Origin of the sequence: Domibacillus antri (genome assembly GCF_001936625.1) — a bacterium.
Taxonomy (GTDB): Bacteria; Bacillota; Bacilli; order Bacillales; family Domibacillaceae; genus Domibacillus; species Domibacillus antri.
Genome location: NZ_MSDU01000003.1, coordinates 206,821 through 229,143, shown reverse-complemented (window position 1 = coordinate 229,143; position 22,323 = coordinate 206,821). Strand labels below are relative to the sequence as shown.

13 protein-coding genes, 2 pseudogenes and 1 riboswitch are annotated in these 22,323 nt (G+C 44.5%); of the genes and pseudogenes, 12 read left to right on the top strand and 3 right to left on the bottom strand.

The window, feature by feature from the left end:
• The 3 genes from BTO30_RS01325 to BTO30_RS01315 all read left to right on the top strand — a co-directional run bounded on the left by BTO30_RS01325 (position 1) and on the right by BTO30_RS01315 (position 2,711).
• Positions 1 to 228: a sulfurtransferase TusA family protein gene (locus BTO30_RS01325; RefSeq protein ID WP_075397057.1), complete on the top strand. Its 228-nt coding sequence runs from the start codon at positions 1 to 3 to the stop codon at positions 226 to 228.
• A 60-nt stretch (positions 229 to 288) separates the two neighbouring features.
• Complete coding sequence (locus tag BTO30_RS01320) at positions 289 to 1,065, top strand: sulfite exporter TauE/SafE family protein (protein WP_075396901.1); 777 nt, start codon at positions 289 to 291, stop codon at positions 1,063 to 1,065.
• Between the two features lie 278 nt (positions 1,066 to 1,343).
• Complete coding sequence (locus BTO30_RS01315) at positions 1,344 to 2,711, top strand: aspartate kinase (protein ID WP_075396900.1); 1,368 nt, start codon at positions 1,344 to 1,346, stop codon at positions 2,709 to 2,711.
• A 220-nt stretch (positions 2,712 to 2,931) separates the two neighbouring features.
• Here BTO30_RS01315 and BTO30_RS17160 read toward each other — a convergent pair whose 3' ends face one another.
• Positions 2,932 to 3,093 (bottom strand): hypothetical protein, encoded by a 162-nt coding sequence (locus BTO30_RS17160; RefSeq protein WP_158023553.1) that lies wholly within the window; start codon positions 3,091 to 3,093, stop codon positions 2,932 to 2,934.
• 215 nt (positions 3,094 to 3,308) lie between these two features.
• A riboswitch (cobalamin riboswitch) is annotated at positions 3,309 to 3,480 on the top strand.
• A 140-nt stretch (positions 3,481 to 3,620) separates the two neighbouring features.
• Between BTO30_RS17160 and BTO30_RS01310 the strand changes: the two are divergent.
• The 6 genes and pseudogenes from BTO30_RS01310 to BTO30_RS01285 form a co-directional block, all read left to right on the top strand.
• A pseudogene (locus tag BTO30_RS01310) lies at positions 3,621 to 4,934 on the top strand (ribonucleotide reductase N-terminal alpha domain-containing protein); the annotation flags it as partial.
• Positions 4,935 to 5,058: 124 nt separating this feature from the next.
• Positions 5,059 to 5,574 carry a GIY-YIG nuclease family protein gene (locus BTO30_RS01305; RefSeq protein ID WP_075396899.1) on the top strand — a complete coding sequence of 172 codons (516 nt, stop codon included), beginning with the start codon at positions 5,059 to 5,061 and terminating at the stop codon, positions 5,572 to 5,574.
• A 190-nt stretch (positions 5,575 to 5,764) separates the two neighbouring features.
• A pseudogene (locus BTO30_RS01300) lies at positions 5,765 to 6,676 on the top strand (ribonucleoside-diphosphate reductase subunit alpha); the annotation flags it as partial.
• A 12-nt stretch (positions 6,677 to 6,688) separates the two neighbouring features.
• Positions 6,689 to 7,729, top strand: a complete 1,041-nt coding sequence (locus BTO30_RS01295) for a ribonucleotide-diphosphate reductase subunit beta (protein WP_075396898.1) — start codon at positions 6,689 to 6,691, stop codon at positions 7,727 to 7,729.
• Positions 7,730 to 8,075: 346 nt separating this feature from the next.
• Positions 8,076 to 11,921 (top strand): metallophosphoesterase, encoded by a 3,846-nt coding sequence (locus BTO30_RS01290; RefSeq protein ID WP_083632234.1) that lies wholly within the window; start codon positions 8,076 to 8,078, stop codon positions 11,919 to 11,921.
• A gap of 371 nt (positions 11,922 to 12,292) precedes the next feature.
• Entirely contained in the window at positions 12,293 to 13,171 is an 879-nt protein-coding gene (locus BTO30_RS01285) for a CvfB family protein (protein WP_075396897.1), read from the top strand.
• A 76-nt stretch (positions 13,172 to 13,247) separates the two neighbouring features.
• Here BTO30_RS01285 and uraA read toward each other — a convergent pair whose 3' ends face one another.
• Positions 13,248 to 14,516 (bottom strand): uracil permease, encoded by a 1,269-nt coding sequence (gene uraA, locus BTO30_RS01280; RefSeq protein WP_075396896.1) that lies wholly within the window; start codon positions 14,514 to 14,516, stop codon positions 13,248 to 13,250.
• 226 nt (positions 14,517 to 14,742) lie between these two features.
• Entirely contained in the window at positions 14,743 to 15,993 is a 1,251-nt protein-coding gene (locus BTO30_RS01275; protein WP_083632233.1) for a trypsin-like peptidase domain-containing protein, read from the bottom strand.
• A gap of 468 nt (positions 15,994 to 16,461) precedes the next feature.
• On the opposite strand from BTO30_RS01275, the gene serC reads away from it, so the two are divergent.
• The 3 genes from serC to BTO30_RS01260 all read left to right on the top strand — a co-directional run bounded on the left by serC (position 16,462) and on the right by BTO30_RS01260 (position 22,297).
• Positions 16,462 to 17,559 (top strand): 3-phosphoserine/phosphohydroxythreonine transaminase, encoded by a 1,098-nt coding sequence (gene serC, locus BTO30_RS01270; RefSeq protein ID WP_075396894.1) that lies wholly within the window; start codon positions 16,462 to 16,464, stop codon positions 17,557 to 17,559.
• 22 nt (positions 17,560 to 17,581) lie between these two features.
• Entirely contained in the window at positions 17,582 to 18,742 is a 1,161-nt protein-coding gene (locus BTO30_RS01265) for a phosphoglycerate dehydrogenase (RefSeq protein WP_075397056.1), read from the top strand.
• Between the two features lie 150 nt (positions 18,743 to 18,892).
• Entirely contained in the window at positions 18,893 to 22,297 is a 3,405-nt protein-coding gene (locus tag BTO30_RS01260) for a S8 family peptidase (RefSeq protein ID WP_075396893.1), read from the top strand.
• Positions 22,298 to 22,323 lie beyond the last annotated feature (26 nt).

Genomic DNA, 22,323 nt, shown 5'->3' with positions numbered 1-22,323 from the left:
ATGAATTCAGATAAAGTATTAGATGCCAAAGGGCTTGCCTGCCCGATGCCGATTGTCAAAACGAAAAAAGCAATGAATGAACTGGAATCCGGGCAGGTGCTGGAAATCCATGCGACGGATAAGGGAGCGAAAGCGGACTTGACTGCCTGGGCAAAATCAGGAGGACATGACCTGGTGAACCATGCAGAAGAAGGCGATGTTCTTAAATTCTGGATCAAAAAAGGATGATAAGGAAATGAAAGGGTATCGACTTGATACCCTTTCTCCTTTTGGAAGGGGGAGGAACGGATGGATTTTGCTTTTATTGTCACCATTTTCTTGATCGGTTTTATTGGCTCGTTTATTTCCGGGATGGTCGGAATCGGCGGGTCCATCATTAAATATCCCATGCTTTTATATATCCCGCCTATGCTCGGATTGGCGGCGTTCAGTGCCCATGAAGTATCCGGAATCAGCGCCATTCAAGTCTTTTTCGCCACAATTGCCGGGGTATGGGCGTACCGAAAAGGCGGCTACTTGAATAAAACCCTCATTATCTATATGGGATCAAGTATTTTAATTGGAAGCTTCATAGGCGGCTATGGGTCTGGCATGATGTCCGAGGGAGGCGTCAACCTTGTTTACGGTATACTTGCGACAATTGCGGCTGTGCTGATGTTTATCCCGAAAAAAGGAATCGATGATATTCCGTTTGACCAGGTCGCATTTAATAAATGGCTGGCGGCCGGATTGGCATTTATTGTCGGTATTGCAGCCGGCATAGTAGGTGCAGCAGGAGCCTTTATTTTGGTTCCAATTATGCTGGTCGTCTTGAAAATCCCGACAAGAATGACGATTGCCACCTCGCTTGCGATTACGTTTATTTCGTCCATTGGCGCCGCCATTGGAAAAATAACGACCGATCAGGTGCTTTACGGCCCGGCAGCGATCATGATCATCGCCAGTTTAATTGCCTCTCCTTTAGGAGCAAAAGCTGGAAAGAAAGTGAATACAAAAATACTGCAGGTTCTGTTGGCGTTATTGATTCTGGGAACAGCCATTAAAATATGGATGGACATTCTCTAAAACGGCCTTAGCCAATAGGAGACCCCAAAATGAATGATTTAAAGAAGCGGGGTAGGTATACGGGAAGGAAGCAGGTGAATGTATTATTCTTTGCTCCATGCGGAAATAGATACAGCTGAAAATACAGGGTTCTTTCCCTTCATTTTCAGCTGTTTTCTATGAAAATTAATTCTGATTATTTCTTCTTTTTTCGGTCGAAGGGTGGTATAATTTTTCAGATAAAGCGGCATTTCCGCAAACATTCAGCTTAGAATGTAAACAAGCAAGGAGTGGCAAATATGATCGTATGTAAATTTGGCGGTACGTCGGTTGCGAGCGCAGAACAAATTAAAAAAGTGGCCGCAATCGTTAAAGATGAACCGAAACGAAAAGCGGTTGTCGTATCGGCACCGGGTAAACGCTTCGGTGATGATATAAAAGTAACGGATTTATTAATCGCGCTTGCTCATGCATCATTACAGGATCAGGATGCGGAGAAAGAACTGAAAGCAGTAGTGGACCGCTATGCGGATATCGCGCAAGGTCTTGGGCTGGACAACACAATCGTCAACGTTATTGAAGAAGATTTACGCGGACGGCTGCAGGAAAACCGCGATAACCCACCGCTGTTTTTGGACCAGTTGAAGGCGAGCGGCGAAGATAATAATGCGAAGTTAATCGCGGCGTATTTTACAAGCATCGGTCTGGATGCGGAATACGTAAATCCGAAAGATGCCGGCTTAATTGTCAGCGACGAGCCGGGCCGCGCCCGCGCGCTTCCGGAAGCGTACGATAATTTGGCGAAATTGCGTGAAAACGGCAAAATCGTTGTCTTCCCGGGCTTTTTTGGCTACACAAAAGAAGGGATCATAATGACATTTGCCCGCGGCGGTTCCGATATTACCGGTTCTATTTTGGCTGCGGCCATGAAAGCGGAGCTGTATGAAAACTTTACGGATGTTGATTCTGTTTTTGCGGCGAATCCGAAAGTCGTTGATAATCCAGCAGAAATTAAGCGGATGACATACCGCGAAATGCGCGAATTGTCGTATGCCGGCTTCTCTGTTTTCCATGACGAAGCATTAATGCCGGCATTCCAGCATTCTGTACCGGTTTGCATTAAAAATACAAACAATCCATCTGCACCGGGGACGATGATCGTGGCAGAGCGTGAATATTCAAAGAGCCCGGTCATTGGCATTGCAGCGGATGACGGTTTTTCGACTCTTTATGTAAGCAAATACTTGATGAACCGCGAGATTGGTTTTGGCCGCCGTCTTCTGCAAATTTTGGAAGAGGAAGAAGTGTCGTACGAGCATACACCATCTGGCATCGATGATTTGTCCGTGATCGTACGCAGCCATCAGCTGACACCGGAAAAAGAGGAACGTATTTTGGAGCGCTTCCGAAAAGAACTGGATGTTGATAACGCGCACGTTGAGCACGGATTTGCGATGGTTGTTCTTGTCGGTGAAGGAATGCATAATACACTTGGCCTTTCCGCGCGTGCAACAGCGGCGATTTCCCGTGTTGGTGCCAACATTGAAATGATCAACCAAGGTTCATCTGAAGTCAGCCTTGTGTTTGGCATTCAAGCAAAAGATACAGACAATGTGCTGCGCGAGCTTTACAAAGAATTTTTCAGCAAAAGCGCTGTTCTGCAATAAAAAGCAGGGGATGGCTCAACAGCTCATTGAGACATCCCCATCTTCATTTCTATAGCCGGATTTTCTGATTATGGGCCGGTTTTTTTGCTCTTTTGCACGGATTTTCCATGAATTCAGCCTGCATGAAGCAGAATCCGGTCTTCCACCCGCACAACCCTATTTTGTCAACTGAGACAGTTCAAAATAAAAAGCCCCTGATTTTCATCAAGGACCTGTTTCGTTAATCTTTTAATTTATCAAGGATACTTTTTCCTGACATGCGTGTTCTGTGTGAATCGCTGTATGATTTACGCAGACTGCGTGTACCTACGCGTTCCTTTACTTTCGGGTAAACGATTGGAGCGATAATAGCACCGTACTTGATCAGCTTTTTCAAATTCATTCCTCGTCATCTCCGTTCTAAGTTCTTCGTAGTCATTTCTATACCCGCTTTTGATTAAATCAAACATTAAGCATAGTATACCACATCTTTTTAAAATTTTTCCAATGCCAGGGCGTTAAAGCGAGAAATGACGGTAAAGAAATCGAATTGCATTTTCTAGCTGTACATCGTGAATACAATATGTTACGATTTGTAAGGATTAAAACACAATATATAGTATGCGATGAAAAACAGGTACCAGAAATGGTTTAAAAGGGAATCCGGTGAGATACCGGAGCTGTCCCCGCAACTGTAAGTGCAGACGAATGCCAGGCCACTGTGGAAAACGGGAAGGCGGCAGGAGGATGACGCACGAGCCAGGAGACCTGCCCGTTTTTCGGAAAGCGGCACTTTCTTCGGGGGTTGAGAGGTGGAAGCGGCGGATTCCGTCTGTTTCCTCATTTTTACCCGTTCAGAGCGATGACTCAACCGAAGAGGCTTGAGTCATCGCTCTTTTTATTGCGCCCACACACAAAGGAGGAATCATCATGACCATCACCACCATTTCAGAAATCGACCAGATCGTACATAACCTCATAAGCGAATTCGGCCAGGAAAAAGTCGGCCCGCTTCTCCGCGTCAGCGAACGCTGGACAGCGAAACGCCCGGATGCTGATATTTCCGCCTGGTCGAAGGCGATGACGCTTGAGGCGCTTAGCTTCATGGAAGAAGAAGAACCGTATTGGACATTCGTCGCTGCCCGTATTTATTTGCAGGATGTGTACCGCGATCAGGCTCAAAAGCGCAATACAACGGCAGAAGGAGTTTACAGCCGTTTCGCGGATCAGATCCAAATGCTGACAGAGAAAGGGTTATACGATCCACGCTTAACCATTGCTTACACAACAAAAGAACTGGAAGAAATCGGCCGATTGATCCAGCCGGAACGCGATCAATACTTTACATATATCGGCTTGAAAATGTTAATGGACCGCTACGTGGCACGTGATTTCGACAAAACACCGGCTGAACTTCCTCAGGAGCGCTGGCTTGTGATCGCGATGACGCTTATGCAAAATGAGTCGGAAAACCGCCTTGAAAAAATTGCCGAATCATACTGGGCGATGAGCAATTTGTATATGACAGTCGCCACACCGACATTGTCGAATGCCGGTAAACCGTACGGACAGCTGTCGAGCTGTTTTATCGACACAGTAGACGATAGTTTGCAGGGCATTTACGACAGCAACACCGATGTTGCGACATTGTCGAAATATGGCGGCGGCATTGGCGTCTACATGGGAAAAGTGCGCAGCCGCGGTTCGTCGATTCGCGGGTTTAAAGGGGCTTCCAGCGGCGTCCTGCCGTGGATTAAACAGCTGAACAACACAGCGGTCAGCGTCGATCAGCTCGGCCAGCGGCAAGGAGCGGTTGCGGTGTATTTAGATGTTTGGCATAAAGATATCTTCGCTTTTTTAGATTTGAAACTAAATAACGGTGATGAGCGTTTGCGTGCGCACGATATTTTCACAGGTGTTTCTCTGCCGGATGTATTTATGGAACAGGTAGATGCGCGCGGCGAGTGGCATTTGTTTGACCCGCATGAAGTGCGTACGGTCATGGGTTTCTCGCTTGAGGATTATTATGATGAAAAACGCGGCGCCGGTTCATTCCGTGAAAAATATGAGCAATGCGTGCAAAATGAACATCTTTCCCGTGAAACGGTGCCGGCGATCGACATTATGAAACGCATTATGAGAAGCCAGCTTGAAACAGGCGTTCCGTTTATGTTTTACCGTGATGAAGTAAACCGCCGCAATCCGAATAAACATGAAGGGATGATTTATTCTAGTAATTTGTGTTAATGGCAGCACCTTCATACAGTGATGTATGTCGAAAACCTTGTTAAACGGGGAAACTCTCACTTTGTGAGACAATCCCGTAGGAAAGAACTGCTTTCAATCAAAGTATATTGTATAAGGACTGATGTACTTTGAGAGGAATTTATGTAATAAAAACAATGTAAACAAAAAAGTTTACATTGGAAAATCAATAAACTTATATGATAGGCTTTGTGTCCATAAATCAACTCTTAGGTCGAACATTCATGACAATTCGCATTTGCAAAGAGCATTTAATAAACACAGAGAAGCTTCTTTCGAATTCTTTGTACTTATTGATGATGATGCTTTGACAGATGAAGAATTAATCGTTTTGGAAAAATTAATGATATTACTTTTTCAATCAAGTGATGAAAACTATGGCTATAACAAAACACAGGGTGGTCAAGGCGGCTGTCTTGGTTACAATCATAGCGATGAAGCTAAAATAATAATAAGCATGAATAATGCTAAAAACAAATCGGTTATGATTGACAATGTTATTTATAGAAGCATATCAGAAGCTATAAGAGTTTTGGATCTAAAAGTCGATCATCGTACAGTTTCTCGAAGATGTCAAAATCCAAGAGAAAAGTGGAATAACTATCATTTTATTGATTGAAGGCAGGGACCGCCTCTAACGACTATCGAAAACACGTTAATAGACGGAAGTGAGTAGAGTAGGGTACAAGCGATTGGTATCCGAAAAGCAAGGGGTCTCTTAAAAAGAGATCATGATATAGTCTCATCTCTATGGTGACATAGAGCAGCGAAAGCGGTGTAAGCGTAGCGAACTTATGCGAAGATAAATGACCGAAATTTTCCAAAACATGAGCGCGACGGAATTTGAGTCCATTCAGCTTGAAGACGATGTGATTGTGACACGCAAGAAGCCGGGTGATTTTGTAGTCTGTAACTTATCATCCATTAATTTAGGTAAAGCGGTGCCGGCGGATGTGCTGGACCGTTTAATCCGCATTCAAGTGCGCATGCTTGATAATGTCATTGATTTAAACATGATTCCGGTTCCCCAGGCAGAACGCACGAACAGCCGTTACCGCGGGATCGGGCTTGGCACGTTCGGATGGCATCATCTTTTAGCTTTGAAAGGCATTCGCTGGGAAGCTGATGAAGCAGTTAAATATGCGGATTCATTATATGAAAACATTGCCCGCTTAACGATTGAAGCATCAATGGAGCTGGCAAAAGAAAAAGGAGCGTATCCGCTGTTTTCCGGTTCGGATTGGGAAACAGGCGCCTATTTTGAGGCGCGCGGCTATGAAGGGCCGGAGTGGAATGAACTGCGCTCGGCTGTTCAAGAAAATGGTATTCGAAATGGCTACTTAATGGCGGTAGCCCCGAATTCGTCCACATCGATTATTGCGGGAAGCACAGCAAGCATCGATCCGATATTCCAGAAAAGCTACTCGGAAGAAAAGAAAGATTACAAAATTCCGGTGACGGTGCCTGATTTGAATTCGGAGACAACTTGGTTCTACAAGTCTGCGTATTTTATCGATCAGCAGTGGACGATTCGCCAGAACGCAGCGCGCCAGCGTCATATTGACCAGGGAGTATCCTTGAATTTGTACGTTCAAAATACAATTAAAGCGAAGGAATTGCTAGATTTGCATTTAGCTGCGTGGGAAAACGGATTGAAGACAACGTATTATGTACGTTCGACGTCGGTTGAACTGCTGGAATGTGAATCTTGCTCAAGCTAAGGAGAGATTAGATTGACGATTATTGAAAAGCGTAAACTAATGGATAAAACAGCCCCGAACCGGTCTACGGCGATTGTAAACGGGAAGTCATCGAATGTACTGAACTGGGACGACGTCAAGTTTGATTGGGCATATCCGAAATATAAACGGATGCTTGGGAATTTCTGGACGCCGTTTGAAATTAATATGAGCAATGATGTGAAGCAATTTCCAAGTTTAACAGAAGCCGAACGGGAAGCGTTTTTGAAAACAATCGGGCTGCTTGCATTGCTCGACAGCATTCAAACGGACTATGCGGGCAAAGTCGCGGATTATTTAACGGATTCCAGCCTGCAGGCGCTGATGATTATTTTGGCGCAGCAGGAGGTGATTCATAATCACAGCTACTCCTATGTTTTGTCGAGTCTGGTGCCGAAAGATGAACAGGACCGTGTATTTGATTACTGGCGCAGTGAGCCGGTTTTGGAGAAGCGGAATGATTTCGTCATGAAAGGCTATGAATCGTTCGCGGAGCAGCCGACTGTGGAAAACATGCTTGAGTCCATTGTATATGATGTCATTTTAGAAGGGCTGTTCTTTTATTCCGGTTTTGCGTTCTTCTATCATCTCGCGCGCCATCAAAAAATGGTCGCATCCAGCACGATGATCAATTATATTAACCGTGATGAACAGCTGCACGTGGATTTGTTTGTGAAAATTTATCAGGAGCTGCTGAATGAACATCCGGAGCTTGATACACCGGAACGCGGTGAAAAAGTGCAGGCGATTTTCAAAGAAGCGGCGGAGCTTGAAGTCGAATGGGCACGCGAGATTATCGGCGACAAGATTGACGGGCTTGATGTAGAAGATTTAGAGGCATACGTTTACTTTTATGCCAATGTGCGCTGCCAGCAGCTTGGTTACGACAGACCATTTCCGGATTACCGAAAAAATCCATTAAAATGGATTAAAGCATATGAAGACGTGGACCTTGGCAAAACCGATTTTTTTGAACAGCGCTCACGCCAATACGTAAAAGTAAATGTTCAGGATAACGGGTTTGACGAATTATAAGAAGTGAAATAAGTATGGGCGATAGGCCGGATTCTGCATTATTTAGGCCGAATTATCGGTGTTACAGCCGAATTTACGGGAATTCGGCCCAAACGCCAAGAAAACCGGCCCAAAATGCAAAAAATCTGGCCATAGAACTGAAAAGAGGCTGTCTCAATGAATGGTTGAGACAGCCTTTTTTTTGTGTCATCGCTCCTTTAAATTGTGAATAAACGAAAAAAAAATCGGGGATAATTTACATGATCTCAAAAGAAGGGTTTTCCTCATTTCGACATTCTTCTATAGCAGGGTGAATGTGAACGCACATACTTGAACAGGAAGCTGATTTAGAGGAGAGGTTATTTTCATGTACAATAAATCCTTTTATGCACTTGTATTAGCCTGCAGTTTATCTTTCTCTTCCATCTCTTCTCTCGTTCCCGCCGTTCTGGCAGAAGACACAGCAGCGCCGATTATTGCCCATACACCGATAGGATCTGTATCAGCAGGAAAGGATGTAACGATTCAAGCAATAGTCACAGATGAAAAGAAGATTGATAGTGTAACCGTCTATTACAAAATGACGGCAGACGGCGGCTGGCTTAAAAAAGAAATGACAGCCGGGCAAAAATCAGGTTCATTTGAAGCCGTTATCGCCGCTTCCGAGTTTTTATCCGGACAAATCACATACAGGATTGAAGCGTTTGACGGAAGGAATACAGCGAAAACAGAGGAATATACAATGGTTATTGAAGGCATGGAATACGATCCGCAGCAAGTGCCTGCCCTGCTCGTCACGGAACTCGTTCCGGATTCAACAAACGTTGGCGGCCTCGACGGCTATGAATTTGTCGAAGTGTATAACAATACCGATCAAGACATTCATTTGAAAGATTATAAAATCCGTTACCGTTATCCAATTGAAGGGCCGGAAGCCGATTTAATCTGGAAACCGGATCAGGAATCTCTTGTTCTTCCGTCCGGTAAAACGATGGTTTACTGGTTGATCCATGCAGCCAATCAGAATAAAACGGCCGCTGATTTTAACAGAGTATATGGCACCCGTTTGAAAGAAAACGTGAATATTGTTAAAGTGCGATCAAACGGAATGGCTAATTCAAGCCATCGCGGTGTCGCGATTGCGACGAATACGGGAATAGATGTTTCAGCTGCCTATTATCATGATCAGCCGAATATGGATGATACGGCGCCGAATAAAGGAATTCTATTCACGTTCCCACGCGAAGCCGGCAATACGGAAATGAAAAAGTACAGCAGTGCAGCCGAAGAGGCGACGCCGGGTACTGTAGCAGGCATTCAAATTCCTGCCTTGAAAAAAACGGCTGTTGTGGATGTACAGGCACCAACTGTGACAGATTTAACGGAAACGGCACCGATTTCAGGACGTCAAAATGTGTCGCTGTCATTTAAAGCGGCAGACGATCAAGTGGTCAAAACTGTTCGTCTCTTTTACAAAACAAATGAGATAGACACGTTTACTTCTGTGGATTTGACGAAAAATGCCGAAACAGATCTTTATTCACATACCGTTTATTCACCGGATTTACTCGGCAAGGAAATTCTGCAGTATTATGTACAGGCTTCAGATGGAACAAATGAAGTGGAAACTAACCAGACAAGCATTCCTATATTAAGCGACAACACAGAGAAGACAGGATTGAATGTGGAAGACGGCTCGCTGCTGAGTAAAACCGCAGTGATTAAATCGTTTGGCCATGAATCACGTCTTTCAATCGATGGGAAAGACGTGACGGACAAAACAATTCCGGCACTTCCGTCTCAGGCGTATTTTGCTTTCGATGTGAGAAAAGTGAACTTGTATTTTAAAAATGGTGTGACCATCGGCGATCAAACACTGCACATATTTGATGATACGATCAATGCTTATACAACGATAACCATACCGGTTGACCCAAGCCGGTTTACAATGGACGAAATGACGAAAATCTCGATTCGGGCAGGCACAAAAGTATCCCCGTTCGATACGAATTCGGAAGAAAACCGTGATGATTTTTACGTAAAGAATGTTCGTCTTGTTCTGGAGGATGGCACGACGATTTATGATCCTGCTTACAACGATAAGGAACAAGAAATAAGCATCGGGGATGGCGGCAGCGCGAAGCCGGCCGCCGATCTCCATTTCGCCATTCCAACTGATGCCTTCACGGCGAAAGCTTTTACGTGGGATACGCGGCAGGCAAAAGAAGGGGAACATCTTATAGAAGCGGAGGGTACTGTTCCGACAAAAGCAAACATTGTTGTTGATAATAGCGCGCCTGTCATTATACCTTCTATAGAAGGAAATGAATATAAAGGGAATTTTACCGTTATGGTAGAAGCGAAGGATCAGTATTCAGATGTACAGCGTTTAACCGCCGTGCTTGACGGGAAAGGTTTGACATTGCCGCTTGAAACGTCTTCTGCCAAAATGACGCCGGGGGACCATACGGTTGAGTTTAAGGCCGTCGACCGCGCAGGCAATGAAAAGAAAGAAAGCGTATCCTTTAAGGTAGTGGCAGAGCAGCCGTACGCGCCGGAAGCCCTATCACCGAAAGATGGCGCAGCAGTTATACATTCAAACAATACGAAGCTTCGGGTCAAAGTGACCGATCCAACGAAAGACAGACTTGACGTTGCTTTTTACCGCGGATATGAATATACGGCCATTGACACCGAAGTGACCGCTTTTGAAAACAGCGCCGCCATGGAACCGCCGCCATCTCTCATTTCAACTGGAGAACAGGCCGTGACAGAGAAGGACAAAATGGCAAAGGCTGACGGAGAGTACATTGAAACGTCATCTATTGAAAAGTTCCCGTATCACCGTTTTGAAGTAAAGGTGGATGAAACAATGGATGTAACGGATGAAGTCGTGCTGCACTGGGCTGGGAAATCGTTGATTGGACGGAAGGTTTCCATGTATATCTGGAATTACACATCATCCAAATGGGAGCTGCAAGAATGGAAAGTGGCGAAAAACAGTGAAAACTTTACGCTGACCGGCCATGTAACAGGACCGGACTTCGTAAAGGACCGCAAAATACAGGTCATGGTGCAGGATGAAATCGCCTCGACACCTGAGTTTGACTATTCTTTCGTTTGGATGTCGGACACGCAATATTATTCTGAAAGCTATCCGCATATTTTTGACCGGATGACAGCATGGATTGCCGGGCAAAAAGAGGCGTTGAACGTAAAATACGTTTTTCATACGGGCGATCTCGTTGACGAAGTGGATCAAGCATATCAATGGAGGCATGCGGATGAATTTATGGGTACACTTGACAAAGCCCGGGTTCCGTATGGGGTGCTGGCCGGCAACCATGACGTTGGCCATAAAACAGGCGATTACAAGGAATACAGCAAATATTTTGGCGAGAATCGTTTTGCAGGTAAAGAATACTACGGTGAATCGTATAAAAACAACCGCGGCCACTATGATTTAATCAGCTCAAACGGCAATGATTTTCTCATGCTCTACATGGGCTGGGGTGTGAATGATGAAGATATCGCCTGGATGAACAAAGTGCTTGCTGAACATCCCGACAGAAAAGCGGTGATCAGCCTTCATGAATATTTGCTCGTTTCAGGAAACCGGAGTCCGGTCGGTGATCAAATTTTTCGTGAAGTCGTCAAAACGAACGAAAATGTAATGGCTGTTTTGTCCGGCCATTACCATGACAGTGAAATGCTTGTCGATGAAATCGATGATGATGGTGACGGCACGGCAGACCGGAAAGTGTATCAAATGCTGGCGGACTATCAAGGCGGCCCGGAAGGCGGACAGGGCTTTCTTCGATTAATGAAAGTAAATCCGATTGAAAACAAAATTTTTATACAGACGTATTCGCCGTATTTGGATCAATACAACTATTACAATCCAGTCGATTATCCCGGCAAAGACGAGTTTGTGGTGGAAACGGATTTAACGCCAAAAGAAAAAGTGGTGGCGACGGATTTTTTTAAAGCGGAAGTCTTCACAAGAGAGAAAATAGGTTCTCGGACAGATGTAAAGGATGGAGATACGGCGGAAATGAACTGGAGAAGCCTTAAGCGTTCTTCAAAGCACGGCTGGTATGTAAAAGTGAAGGATTCGTTTGGCGGTGAAGTGCGTTCAAATGTATGGTCCTTTACAACAGGGTCGGAAGGAAACAACGGAAGGGAAAAAGGAAATCAGAATCCGGCCCGTTGAAGCCGCAGACCCGGTATGGCGAGTTTCAACGGAAAAGTGCTGGAAAAATAGCCTGATTAATGAATGAAATAGACAGTACACATAAAAAAAAAAACGCCGAGTTTCCGGCGTTTTTTTATCGAGGTCGATAGACTTTTGCTGCTTTTCGTTTGTTTAAATATTTTTTAACGAACGGGTAAATGACCGGTCCATATTTCATCCCGAGCTTGATAAGGTTTTTCATTTTTCCGCCTGAACGCGCCATCATGTTTTCTCACCTTTCAATGATATGATGGTGTAAGTTTACCCGGCATGCCGGAATGTTAAACATCTGTGCGGGAAAGCTGATATAATGAGAAGCAATGAGAAATTTGAGAAAGGACGTGCGTTTTATGGCATTGCAGGCAGGAACGATTGTCACGTTGAGAGTGAAAAATGAACAGGAATACGGATGGTTTTTAATGGATGAAGAGGAAAACTCTGTTCTTTTGCATAGAAGTGAAGTGAGAGATGGGTTTGACCCGGATGAACCCGTTGAAGTATTTCTTTACCAGGATCATGGCGGACGTTTGGCGGCCACAATGGATAAACCGCTTATGACGCTTGGAGAGTATGCGTGGACAGAGGTGGTCGGTGAAGAAATCAAGCTGGGCGTTTTTGTCAATATCGGCATTTCCAAAGATGCGCTCGTATCGGAAGATGATTTGCCGTATAAATATGAAGTACGCCCGATTGAAGGGGATAAATTATATTGCACGTTGAAGCTCGATAAAAATGGGCGCCTGTTTGCGAAGCCCGCAACAGAGGAGAAGATCTGGGAGATTGCGAAAAGAGCGAATAAAACGGATTTAAACAAAGATTTCAACGGGATCGTGTATCGGACCGGAAAAGCAGGTTCATGGATTATTACCGAGGACCAGTACCGCGCGTTTCTTCACCCGTCGCAGCGTGAAGAGGAGCCGCGCGTCGGTCAGACGGTGACGGGCCGGATTATCGATGTGCACGATGACGGATCGGTAAACGTGTCTCTGCTCGGCCGCCGCCATGAACGCCAGCTGGAAGATTCGGAACAAATATATGAGTATTTAATGATCCGCGGCGGAAAAATGCCCTATTGGGATAAAAGTTTACCGGAAGAAATTGAAAAGCGGTTCGGTTTGAGTAAAGGCGCGTTCAAACGGGCGCTCGGAAAGCTGATGAAAGAAGGAAAAGCCTACCAGGAAGACGGCTGGACCTATGCCGGTTCAAAATCGAAATCAGAACAAGCGTGACGAAAGCCATCTGAACGTGAGCAAACGAAGATAAACGTAACAAAAAGGACCTTGCCGGCGCAAGGTCCTTTTTTGATTACTCATGGTCATTTGACAATTTGAGCTTGTTAATGAGGGCAAAGAATAAACTTAAGAAAATAGCCAGTACAGTCGCGAGCGCCATTCCTTTAAGCTGAAGGTAGCCCCATGTAAATGTGGCACCGGATAAGCCGATGACAAGCACGACCGTTGTTAAAATCAAGTTGGTGGTTTTTGAATAATCCACTTTCGCTTCAACGAGCATGCGTAATCCGGAAGCGGCGATAATACCAAATAATAATAATGAAATTCCGCCCATGACTGCTGTGGGAATTGTCGAAATGAGAGCGGCTAATTTTCCGAAAAAGGATAAGAATATAGCCATAACAGCAGCTCCGCCGATGACCCAGATAGAGTAGACTTTTGATAATGCGAGTACGCCAATATTTTCACCATATGTTGTATTCGGAGTCGAACCGACAAATCCGGACAGTACAGTAGAGAGTCCGTTACCAAATAATGAAACGGCAAGACCCGGCTTTTTCATCAAATCGCGGTCCACGATGTTTTGTGTAACGACGAGATGACCGATATGTTCCGCAATGACGACAAGGGCGGCAGGGGCAATGATCGCAATGCTTGTCCAGTTAAATTCAGGACGATAAAAGTCAGGTAGGGCAAACCACGCAGCATCACGAACCGGCTGCAAATCCACCATGCCGAATAAAGCGGCAATGATATAACCGGCGACAATGCCGATTAAAATAGGAATAATTTTTAAAAACCCACGAAACATGACGTTGCCGATAATGGTGATCGCAAGCGTCAGCATGGATACAATGATCGTGTTCCGGTCCGGTGTCCATTCGGCCGTTCCATCTGAAATAATGCCCGCCATTTGTGCGGCAACCGGAACGAGCTCCAGACCAATAACGGCCACAATGGCGCCCATGGCAGCAGGCGGGAAAACGACGTCGATCCATCCGGTGCCGGCCACTTTTATAATGCCGGCTACTGCCATAAAGATCACACCGACAACGATAAATCCACCGAGTGCCTGGCTGTAGCTTCCATCTGCAAGAACTAAAAAAACAGGAGATAAAAACGCGAAACTAGAACCGAGATATGCTGGAATCTGTCCTTTACAAAGGAAAATATAAAGGAGCGTACCAATTCCGTTCATCAACAAAATTGTCGCGGGGTTTACGCCAAACAAAATCGGGACCAGTACCGTTGATCCGAACATCGCGAATAAGTGCTGAAGACTGAGCGGAATAAGTGCTGGAATCGGCGGCCGTTCGTCAATTTGATAACTACGCAAAATCATTCCTCCTAAAATAACACACAAATTGTAGTCATTATACTTCAAAAAAAGTCATCTGACTACACAAAAAATCAAGTCAGTCCCATAAGTTGCGGATGACGGATGGACGGCTGAATTTTGTCCCATTTAGACCGATTTAACAAAAGATTAGCCGGATTCATCGAATATCCGGCTATAGAAATGAGGAAGGGGATATCTCAAAAGTTCATTGAGACATCCCCTCCGTCTGTCATTGCATCATCAAGAGCTCTTCAAGATCGAGTTCATTGATAACGCCGTCCTCATTAACATCTTCTGTCACGTCATTTACATCAATCAGCCCGTCATCGTTCACATCTTCAAGATAGGGAATCGGCGCCGTACCAGGCATTGGTTTATCTTCAAGGATCGGAAGCTCTTCAAACGGCTCTTCTTCCATGATTTCCTCTTCAAACATGTCAGGATCAATCTCCTCGCCCGGTCGTTCGTTTTCAACAGGCTCTTCCACATACCACCAGTCTGCCGGAATATTATAAAAGTCATAGTCGGCATCCTCACTGTACTCACCGCCATCAAAATACGCATCGCCAGTCCAATATTCGTCAAAAAAGGAGCGGCCGTCCTCTGAATAAAATAAGCTCGTTACTTCATCTGTTGTCATAGGGGACCGGCTCCACTCCATGATCATATCGTTCACATCCTTATATGGAATACTGAAGACGATTGTATCTTCACCGGCTGTTTTAGCTGAATGAATGGCGATCACGCGGCCGGTGTTTTTAGATACGAGAGGCCCGCCGCTGCTGACGGGTGCGATTGCTGCCGACGTTTGGTAAACGTTGTCGAATGAATGACGTTCAATCATAAAGCTGCGGTCGACACCGGTAATGTAGCCAAAGACAGCTGTGTTTTCAAGGGCAAGCGGACTGCCGAGGGCAATCACTTCCTCCCCGATTTGCGCTTGTTCAACCGTTTCGAGGTTCACCGGAGAATAGCCGGCAAAATCCGGCACGCGTATGAGCGCTACATCCGTTTCGTTTGAATATCCGATAACCGTCCCTTCATGTTCAATGCCATCGATATCTTTCACAATAACGTCCACAGTGCCTTCGACGACGTGGGCGTTTGTTGCTACGTCACCCTGGTCGTTGATCAGAAATCCGGAACCTTGTCCGTAATCGGTGAAAATCGTGTAAACATTTTGTTGTGTAACAGAAATAATATCAGTTAATATTTTCCGTTCAGCTGATGATAATTTTTCAGGAGGAGCGATGGTTTCCAGTGAGGCCGCTGCATGATCGCCCGTTGTTTGTGAACCGTTTTGCGGGGGGGTGTTTTGATTTGAAATATAAAAAGCGATTCCCCCAACGGCAAACAAAGCAATGATGAAAGAAAAAGTAAAAAGACGAATGAATGAAAAAATTTTTTTATGTTTCATACCGCAGCCCGGACAAAAGCGGGAATGGCTGCCTATTTCGGCACCGCATTTTGGACAATGCAAACCGATCACTCCAATGCGTCAAGATTATTTTCATTATATACCATTTATGAGAGACGGGAAGACGGATTAAACAAAAAGAGCTGCCTTCGCAATGGAGACAGCCGTCGATTTTTCAATGGACGCTGTTGATCGTGGAGTCACCATGAGCATATTGAACGCCCAAAGCAGCGTTTTTTGTCGGAATAAACAATGTTAGTATAACAAGTTTGGAAAACGCTGTCATAAAAGCTGTTAAAGTTCCATTCTTATATTCGATTAAAAAACGAATGAATGCAAGAAAATTTAACAAAATGTTCGTAATCAAAAATAGCGGTTAAAGCGGCTGTTTTAAGCGAAAATAACAATAAGTTCATTGTAAAGAATAGATATGCCGCTCTTGATATGTGCGGCATGTTATTTTATAATTCGGGTATCAATAAAGCAAAAATTTTCAGATTATCAAAAATAACACGAATGAAGGAGAAAAAGATGACACGAGTGTATAATTTTTCAGCTGGTCCATCCATGCTGCCTCTTGAAGTGCTTGAAAAAGCGCAATCTGAATTGACAAATTACGCAGGTTCAGGGATGTCGGTTATGGAGCTGAGCCACCGTTCGAAATGGTTTACAGACATCATTGAAACAGCGGAAGCGGTTCTTCGAAAATTGATGAACATTCCGGATAATTATAAAGTGTTATTTATTCAAGGAGGTGCTTCTCAGCAATTCGCCATGATTCCAATGAATTTATTCGCCGGAAGCAAAAAAGCGGATTACGTCAATACTGGATCATGGTCGAAAAAAGCGATTAAAGAAGCGGAAAAGTATGGAGAAGTGCGCGTCATTGCGTCTTCAGAAGACAAAAACTTCAGCTATATTCCGGAAGTGACAGCGGATATGATTGATCCGGAAGCGGATTACGTACATATTACGACAAATAACACAATTGAAGGTACGGTTTTTAACAGCATTCCCGATACAGGCAATGTTCCTTTAGTTGCGGATATGTCATCCAATATTTTGTCAGAAGAAATCGATGTGTCGAAATTTGGTCTTATTTATGCGGGTGCGCAAAAAAATATCGGCCCTGCCGGATTGACGCTTGTCATTATCCGTGAAGACTTAATCGGCAAAGCGGGTGAATCCGTACCGGTTATGCTTGACTACAAAACGCATGCTGACAGCGGATCGCTTTACAACACGCCGCCGACATTCGGCATTTATATCGCGAAGCTTGTATTTGAATGGCTGGAACAGCTTGGCGGTATCGCGGCGATGGAAAAAATCAACCGTGAAAAAGCAGCTATTTTATACGACTATTTGGACCAATCCTCTATGTTCAGCTCGCCTGTCCAAAAAGAAGATCGTTCATTAATGAACATTCCGTTTGTTTCACCGAGCGATGAGCTGGATGCATTGTTTGTAAAAGAAGCAAAAGCAGCCGGTCTTGAGACGTTGAAAGGGCACCGTTCTGTCGGCGGTATGCGGGCTAGTGTGTATAATGCGATGCCGGTTGAAGGCGTAAAAGCGCTTGTTGCGTTTATGAAAGTATTTGAACAGACTCATTCAACAGGAGAAGGGAAGTAAAAACGTGTATACGATTAAAACAATGAACAATATTGCCGATGTCGGCTTAAATGTGTTTAAAAATGCGGAAAACTTTCAAGTAAACGATGAAACGAACAGCCCGGACGGTATTTTACTTCGCAGTGCGAATTTGCATGATACCGTGCTTGACCATAACGTAAAAGCGATCGCCCGTGCGGGAGCCGGCGTGAACAATATTCCTGTACAGGAATGCACCGAACGCGGCATTGTCGTATTCAATACGCCAGGTGCCAATGCGAATGCAGTAAAAGAATTGATTTTAACAACGATTATGGCGGTATCCCGTAACTTGTTTGACGGTGTAAATTGGACGAACGGGTTAAAAGGACAGGGCGATGCGATTCCGAAGCTTGTTGAAGCGGGCAAAAAACAATTTGTCGGCCGCGAAGTAAAAGGAAAAACGCTTGGTGTTATTGGGCTCGGTCATATCGGTGCTTTAGTTGCTAACAATGCGCTTGACCTTGATATGGATGTCATCGGCTTTGACCCTTTCATCTCTGTTGACACGGCATGGAACTTGTCACGCAACGTACAGCGCGCGCTCACCATCGAACAATTATTTGCGGCAAGTGATTACATTACAGTTCACGTTCCGCTTACGGACAACACACGCGGCATGTTCAATAAAGAAGCGTTCTCTGTAATGAAAAACGGTGCGGTTATTTTGAACTTCTCACGCGGCGAACTTGTGAATGAAGAAGACATGCGCGCGGCGCTTGATAACGGCAAAGTCGGCAAATATGTCACAGATTTCCCGAATGAAAATGTGATCGGTATGAAAAATGTTGTTCCGATTCCGCATCTTGGCGCTTCTACAACAGAATCAGAAGAAAACTGCGCGTTGATGGCGGCACGCCAAATGAAAGATTATTTGGAAACGGGCAACATTAAAAATTCGGTAAACTTCGGCAACATCGAAATTCCATTTACAGGAAAACGCCGTGTGACGGTGGCGCATAAAAACGTGCCGAACATGGTCGGCCAAATTACCGGTGCATTGTCTGACTATGATTTAAACATCGCAGACATGGTTAACCGCAGTAAAGGTGACTATGCTTATACATTGATTGACATCGACAATCAAGTAAACGGAGAAGTCATTCCTGGTTTAACAGAAAAGTTAACAAACATCCCGGGTGTTATTTTAGCCCGTATTATTTAATAAGAAAACGGTCCTGAACATATTTTCAGGGCTGTTTTTTATTCATAAAAGATCGAAAGAAAAATATTGAAAATATTTCAAAATAATTGAAACTAATTTTAATATTTTGATGTATGATAAATGGAGGAAGAAGAGAATGGAGGAGTCATTGTGTACAACTGGAAAAAAATAATGGCCGCCGCTGTCAGCGCAGCACTTGTCGTGCCGGCCGCGGCGTCAGCTGAAACACTGGCTGAACAGCAAGAAGCACAGTATAAAGCGGCGCAGCAGGAACAGCGTCAGCTGACAGATTCGCAGACACTTGTCATTAAATACTCGAAAGCGCTGCCGCATAGTGTACATAAAAAAGCAGGTGTTTCTGTCGTCCAGCGGCTCCCTGAACTTGGATATGACGTTGTGAAAATACCTGCTTCTAAAAAAGTAACCGATGTCATCAAGGTATACAAAACACGCACTGAAATTGTCGCGATTACACCAAGCGTTCAATATAAGAAACTGGCTGTAACGGCAGATCCGAAAAAAAGTCAGATGGATCACCTTGCGTTGTTAAATGCGGATAAGGCGTTTGCCGCTGCGGGAAAACACGATGTGACGATTGCTGTTATAGACGGCGGCGTTGACTTTAAGCATCCAGATTTAAAAGCGAACTTAAAAGAAGCGTACAACGTTATCAACCCTGCGCGGAATGTTGTGCGCGATAAGCACGGGACGCATGTTGCGGGCATTATTTCGTCGGTGAAAGGAAACGACATCGGCGGATACGGCGTCTTTCCAAAGGCAAAAATCCTGTCAGTGGATGTATTTAATGACGGAATGGGTGCATATGATTACAATATTGCAAAAGGGATTATTTATGCAGTTGATAAAGGCGCGGATGTTATTAACCTAAGTTTGGGCGGAAATCTTCCATCTTCTGTGACGGAAGAAGCGGTTCAATACGCGATTGATTCAGGCGTGGTGGTGGTAGCTGCAGCGGGCAATGAGGCATCGGATGAATACTTTTATCCGGCGGCATATCCAGGCGTCATTAGTGTCGGTAACGTTAACAGCGGCAAGAAATTATCAGAGAGTTCCAACTACGGTGCGTCTGTCGATGTTGTGGCGCCGGGAGAAGACATATATAGCACGGGATATGACGCGCAAAACGGCTCCAAGTTTGAACGCTTGACCGGAACATCAATGGCGTCGCCGATGGTGGCGGCAGCGGCAGGTTTGTTAAAGTCGAAATATCCGGATTTAACAGCTTATGAGATTGAATATATTTTAGAGCAGACAGCCACAGATCTGGGGGGAAAAGGGTATGATTTAACATACGGAAATGGCTTAATCAACCCGCTCAATGCACTGAAATTTGACCTGAATAAATTACCGGACCGCCCTGAAGACTTGGGGGAAGAACTGTTACAGACGGCAAAAGAAGTGACAGCGGAAAAACAGTCGTTTACAGGAGCGTTTAAATCACCAGGAGAGATGCATTGGTATAAAGCAAACCTGGCAGAAGGCGAGCATGTGCAGACGTCATTAAGCGGCAGCGCCAATTACGATTACGCGATGGAACTGTATTTCGTTCCGGAAGACGGGGAACCGGAATATGTACGTGATGTGAATAAAACAAGGGCCGGCAAACAGGAAGGATATTTATATACAGCTGCCGAAGCAGGGACCCTATTAATTGGCGTGAAAGATGCCAATGGAAATTACAATGCAGCAGGTAAATCTTCTTTCACATTTGAAGCTGAAAAAATGGAATCGATCACACCGGATGAGACATCCCTGGAAACACCGGTTACGATTACCTCTTTTCCATTCATAAAAAATGACTTTACTTTGTACAGTCCGGAAGAAGGAATGATCGATAAAGATTATTACACGGTCTCTGTCACAGAACCGAAATACTTATCTGTATCGGTATCAGGACTGCCGGGCGTTGATACCGTTGTAAACGTGGCCGCTTCAAGTGAAGAAGAAGGCGAATACATGATTGTAAACGGCAATTACCGCGGTGTGAATGATGGAGAAGAAATCTCTTTTCAAGCCGTTCCGGGAATGAACTATCGGATTAATGTCTCGAATGGAGTGGAATTTGAAGAAGATCCTTTCGAAAACATGATTTATGATTACTTGAACATTGACTTGACAGCTATGATGGATCATTCGTTTACTTCCTCGGCGTATCCATATACGCTCAATGTGGAAGAACGCCAAATGCCGGCTGATGAAGATGGCATCGAAGGTGAAATGTCACTTGAAGATTCGTTAATGGATGGGGATATAACTTTTGATGAATACGGTGAAACGAAAGAAGAGCTGCTGATCGAAGGAGAAGAGGAAGCTGTTGAAGAGAATGATGAGGAACTGATGGGAAAAGCCATCCCTTACACAATTGGAGAAAGCAGACAAGGTTATTTCCAGACCGAATTTGATGTGGATTATTATCGCTTTACTCCATCGGAAAATGCAATCTACACTTTCGAAGTAAGCAACAACCTCTCTTCCGCCTATTTATCATTTTCTGAATATGATGAGGAAACAAAACAGCTTATCCCGTTATCAGAAATGGATGAAACCGATTTACTATCTGCACTGGCCGGCGGTGGAATGGCTTCAGCAAATATAAATATTGCATTTGAAAAAGGAAAGACGTATGTCGTGCAGGTGTTGAATAGTGATTATAGCTTATCGACCGATCCGTATACGTTGACATCAAAAAAAGCCGTGAATGTCCCGGCTGAAACAGACAACGACCAGAATACGCCGGAAGAAGCGATGAACATTGCGTTAAATAAGACGTATCAAAATTACTTTATCCGCAAGGGAGACATTGACTACTACTATTACAAAAATAATGGGAAAGTCCGTCTGAATACACTGGATATTGTCTCAGCCAAGTTAACAGCGGCTCAAAAAGCAAGCATCCCGGGCCATCTTCGGAGAGACCATCTTTTTATGGGCGCGATTATTGAAGATACGAATGGAGATAAAGTGATTGATGAAGAGGAGAAAAACCGGACGACATTTATTGGCCTCGATATTTTTATGGGCAGCACTTTAGAAACAGAAGTGCACACGTCTTTTGAAGCAAAACAAGACACGGGCTACTTTATTCGAGTCATCTCACTGGGGGCTCTTGAAAATCCGAACTTGACGCCTTATCAAGTAAGAGTAGGCGCGACATACAATCAAACAGCCGATGGTGACGGTAAAGTGGTGAATCATATACCGGCCAAGCCGATCGCTCTTAAAACATCGAACGGAAAATATGGAGCGCGCGGTTACTTTAACGCTGGTATCCCATTTGGAGATACCGATCATTTTGTCTTGAATATGACGAAAACAGGAAATGTTTCCTTCTCGTTTGACGCAGGTAAAAATCTTGACGGTGTCGTAGAAGTGTATAATGCCAAAGGAGCACTGGTTACCTCATTTGACCGATACGGAAAAAACGATGTTGAAATCGGCACAGTGAAACTCGAAAAAGGCAAATATTATATTGAACTGAGTGAAGCAAACGGCACAGCTTCGACAGAACCGTACGAATTGATTGTAAAAAAATAAACAAGAGCCGCTGATCGATGCGTGAT

What these genes read in the sequence shown, in the direction of transcription:
- BTO30_RS01325 (WP_075397057.1), top strand. Translation starts at nt 1, where the DNA reads ATGAATTCAGATAAAGTATTAGATGCCAAAGGGCTTGCCTGCCCGATG.
- BTO30_RS01305 (WP_075396899.1), top strand. Translation starts at nt 5,059, where the DNA reads ATGTACTTTGAGAGGAATTTATGTAATAAAAACAATGTAAACAAAAAA.
- BTO30_RS01290 (WP_083632234.1), top strand. Translation starts at nt 8,076, where the DNA reads ATGTACAATAAATCCTTTTATGCACTTGTATTAGCCTGCAGTTTATCT.
- BTO30_RS01265 (WP_075397056.1), top strand. Translation starts at nt 17,582, where the DNA reads ATGAACAATATTGCCGATGTCGGCTTAAATGTGTTTAAAAATGCGGAA.
- BTO30_RS01285 (WP_075396897.1), top strand. Translation starts at nt 12,293, where the DNA reads ATGGCATTGCAGGCAGGAACGATTGTCACGTTGAGAGTGAAAAATGAA.
- serC (WP_075396894.1), top strand. Translation starts at nt 16,462, where the DNA reads ATGACACGAGTGTATAATTTTTCAGCTGGTCCATCCATGCTGCCTCTT.
- BTO30_RS17160 (WP_158023553.1), bottom strand. Translation starts at nt 3,093, where the DNA reads ATGAATTTGAAAAAGCTGATCAAGTACGGTGCTATTATCGCTCCAATC.
- BTO30_RS01320 (WP_075396901.1), top strand. Translation starts at nt 289, where the DNA reads ATGGATTTTGCTTTTATTGTCACCATTTTCTTGATCGGTTTTATTGGC.
- uraA (WP_075396896.1), bottom strand. Translation starts at nt 14,516, where the DNA reads ATGATTTTGCGTAGTTATCAAATTGACGAACGGCCGCCGATTCCAGCA.
- BTO30_RS01315 (WP_075396900.1), top strand. Translation starts at nt 1,344, where the DNA reads ATGATCGTATGTAAATTTGGCGGTACGTCGGTTGCGAGCGCAGAACAA.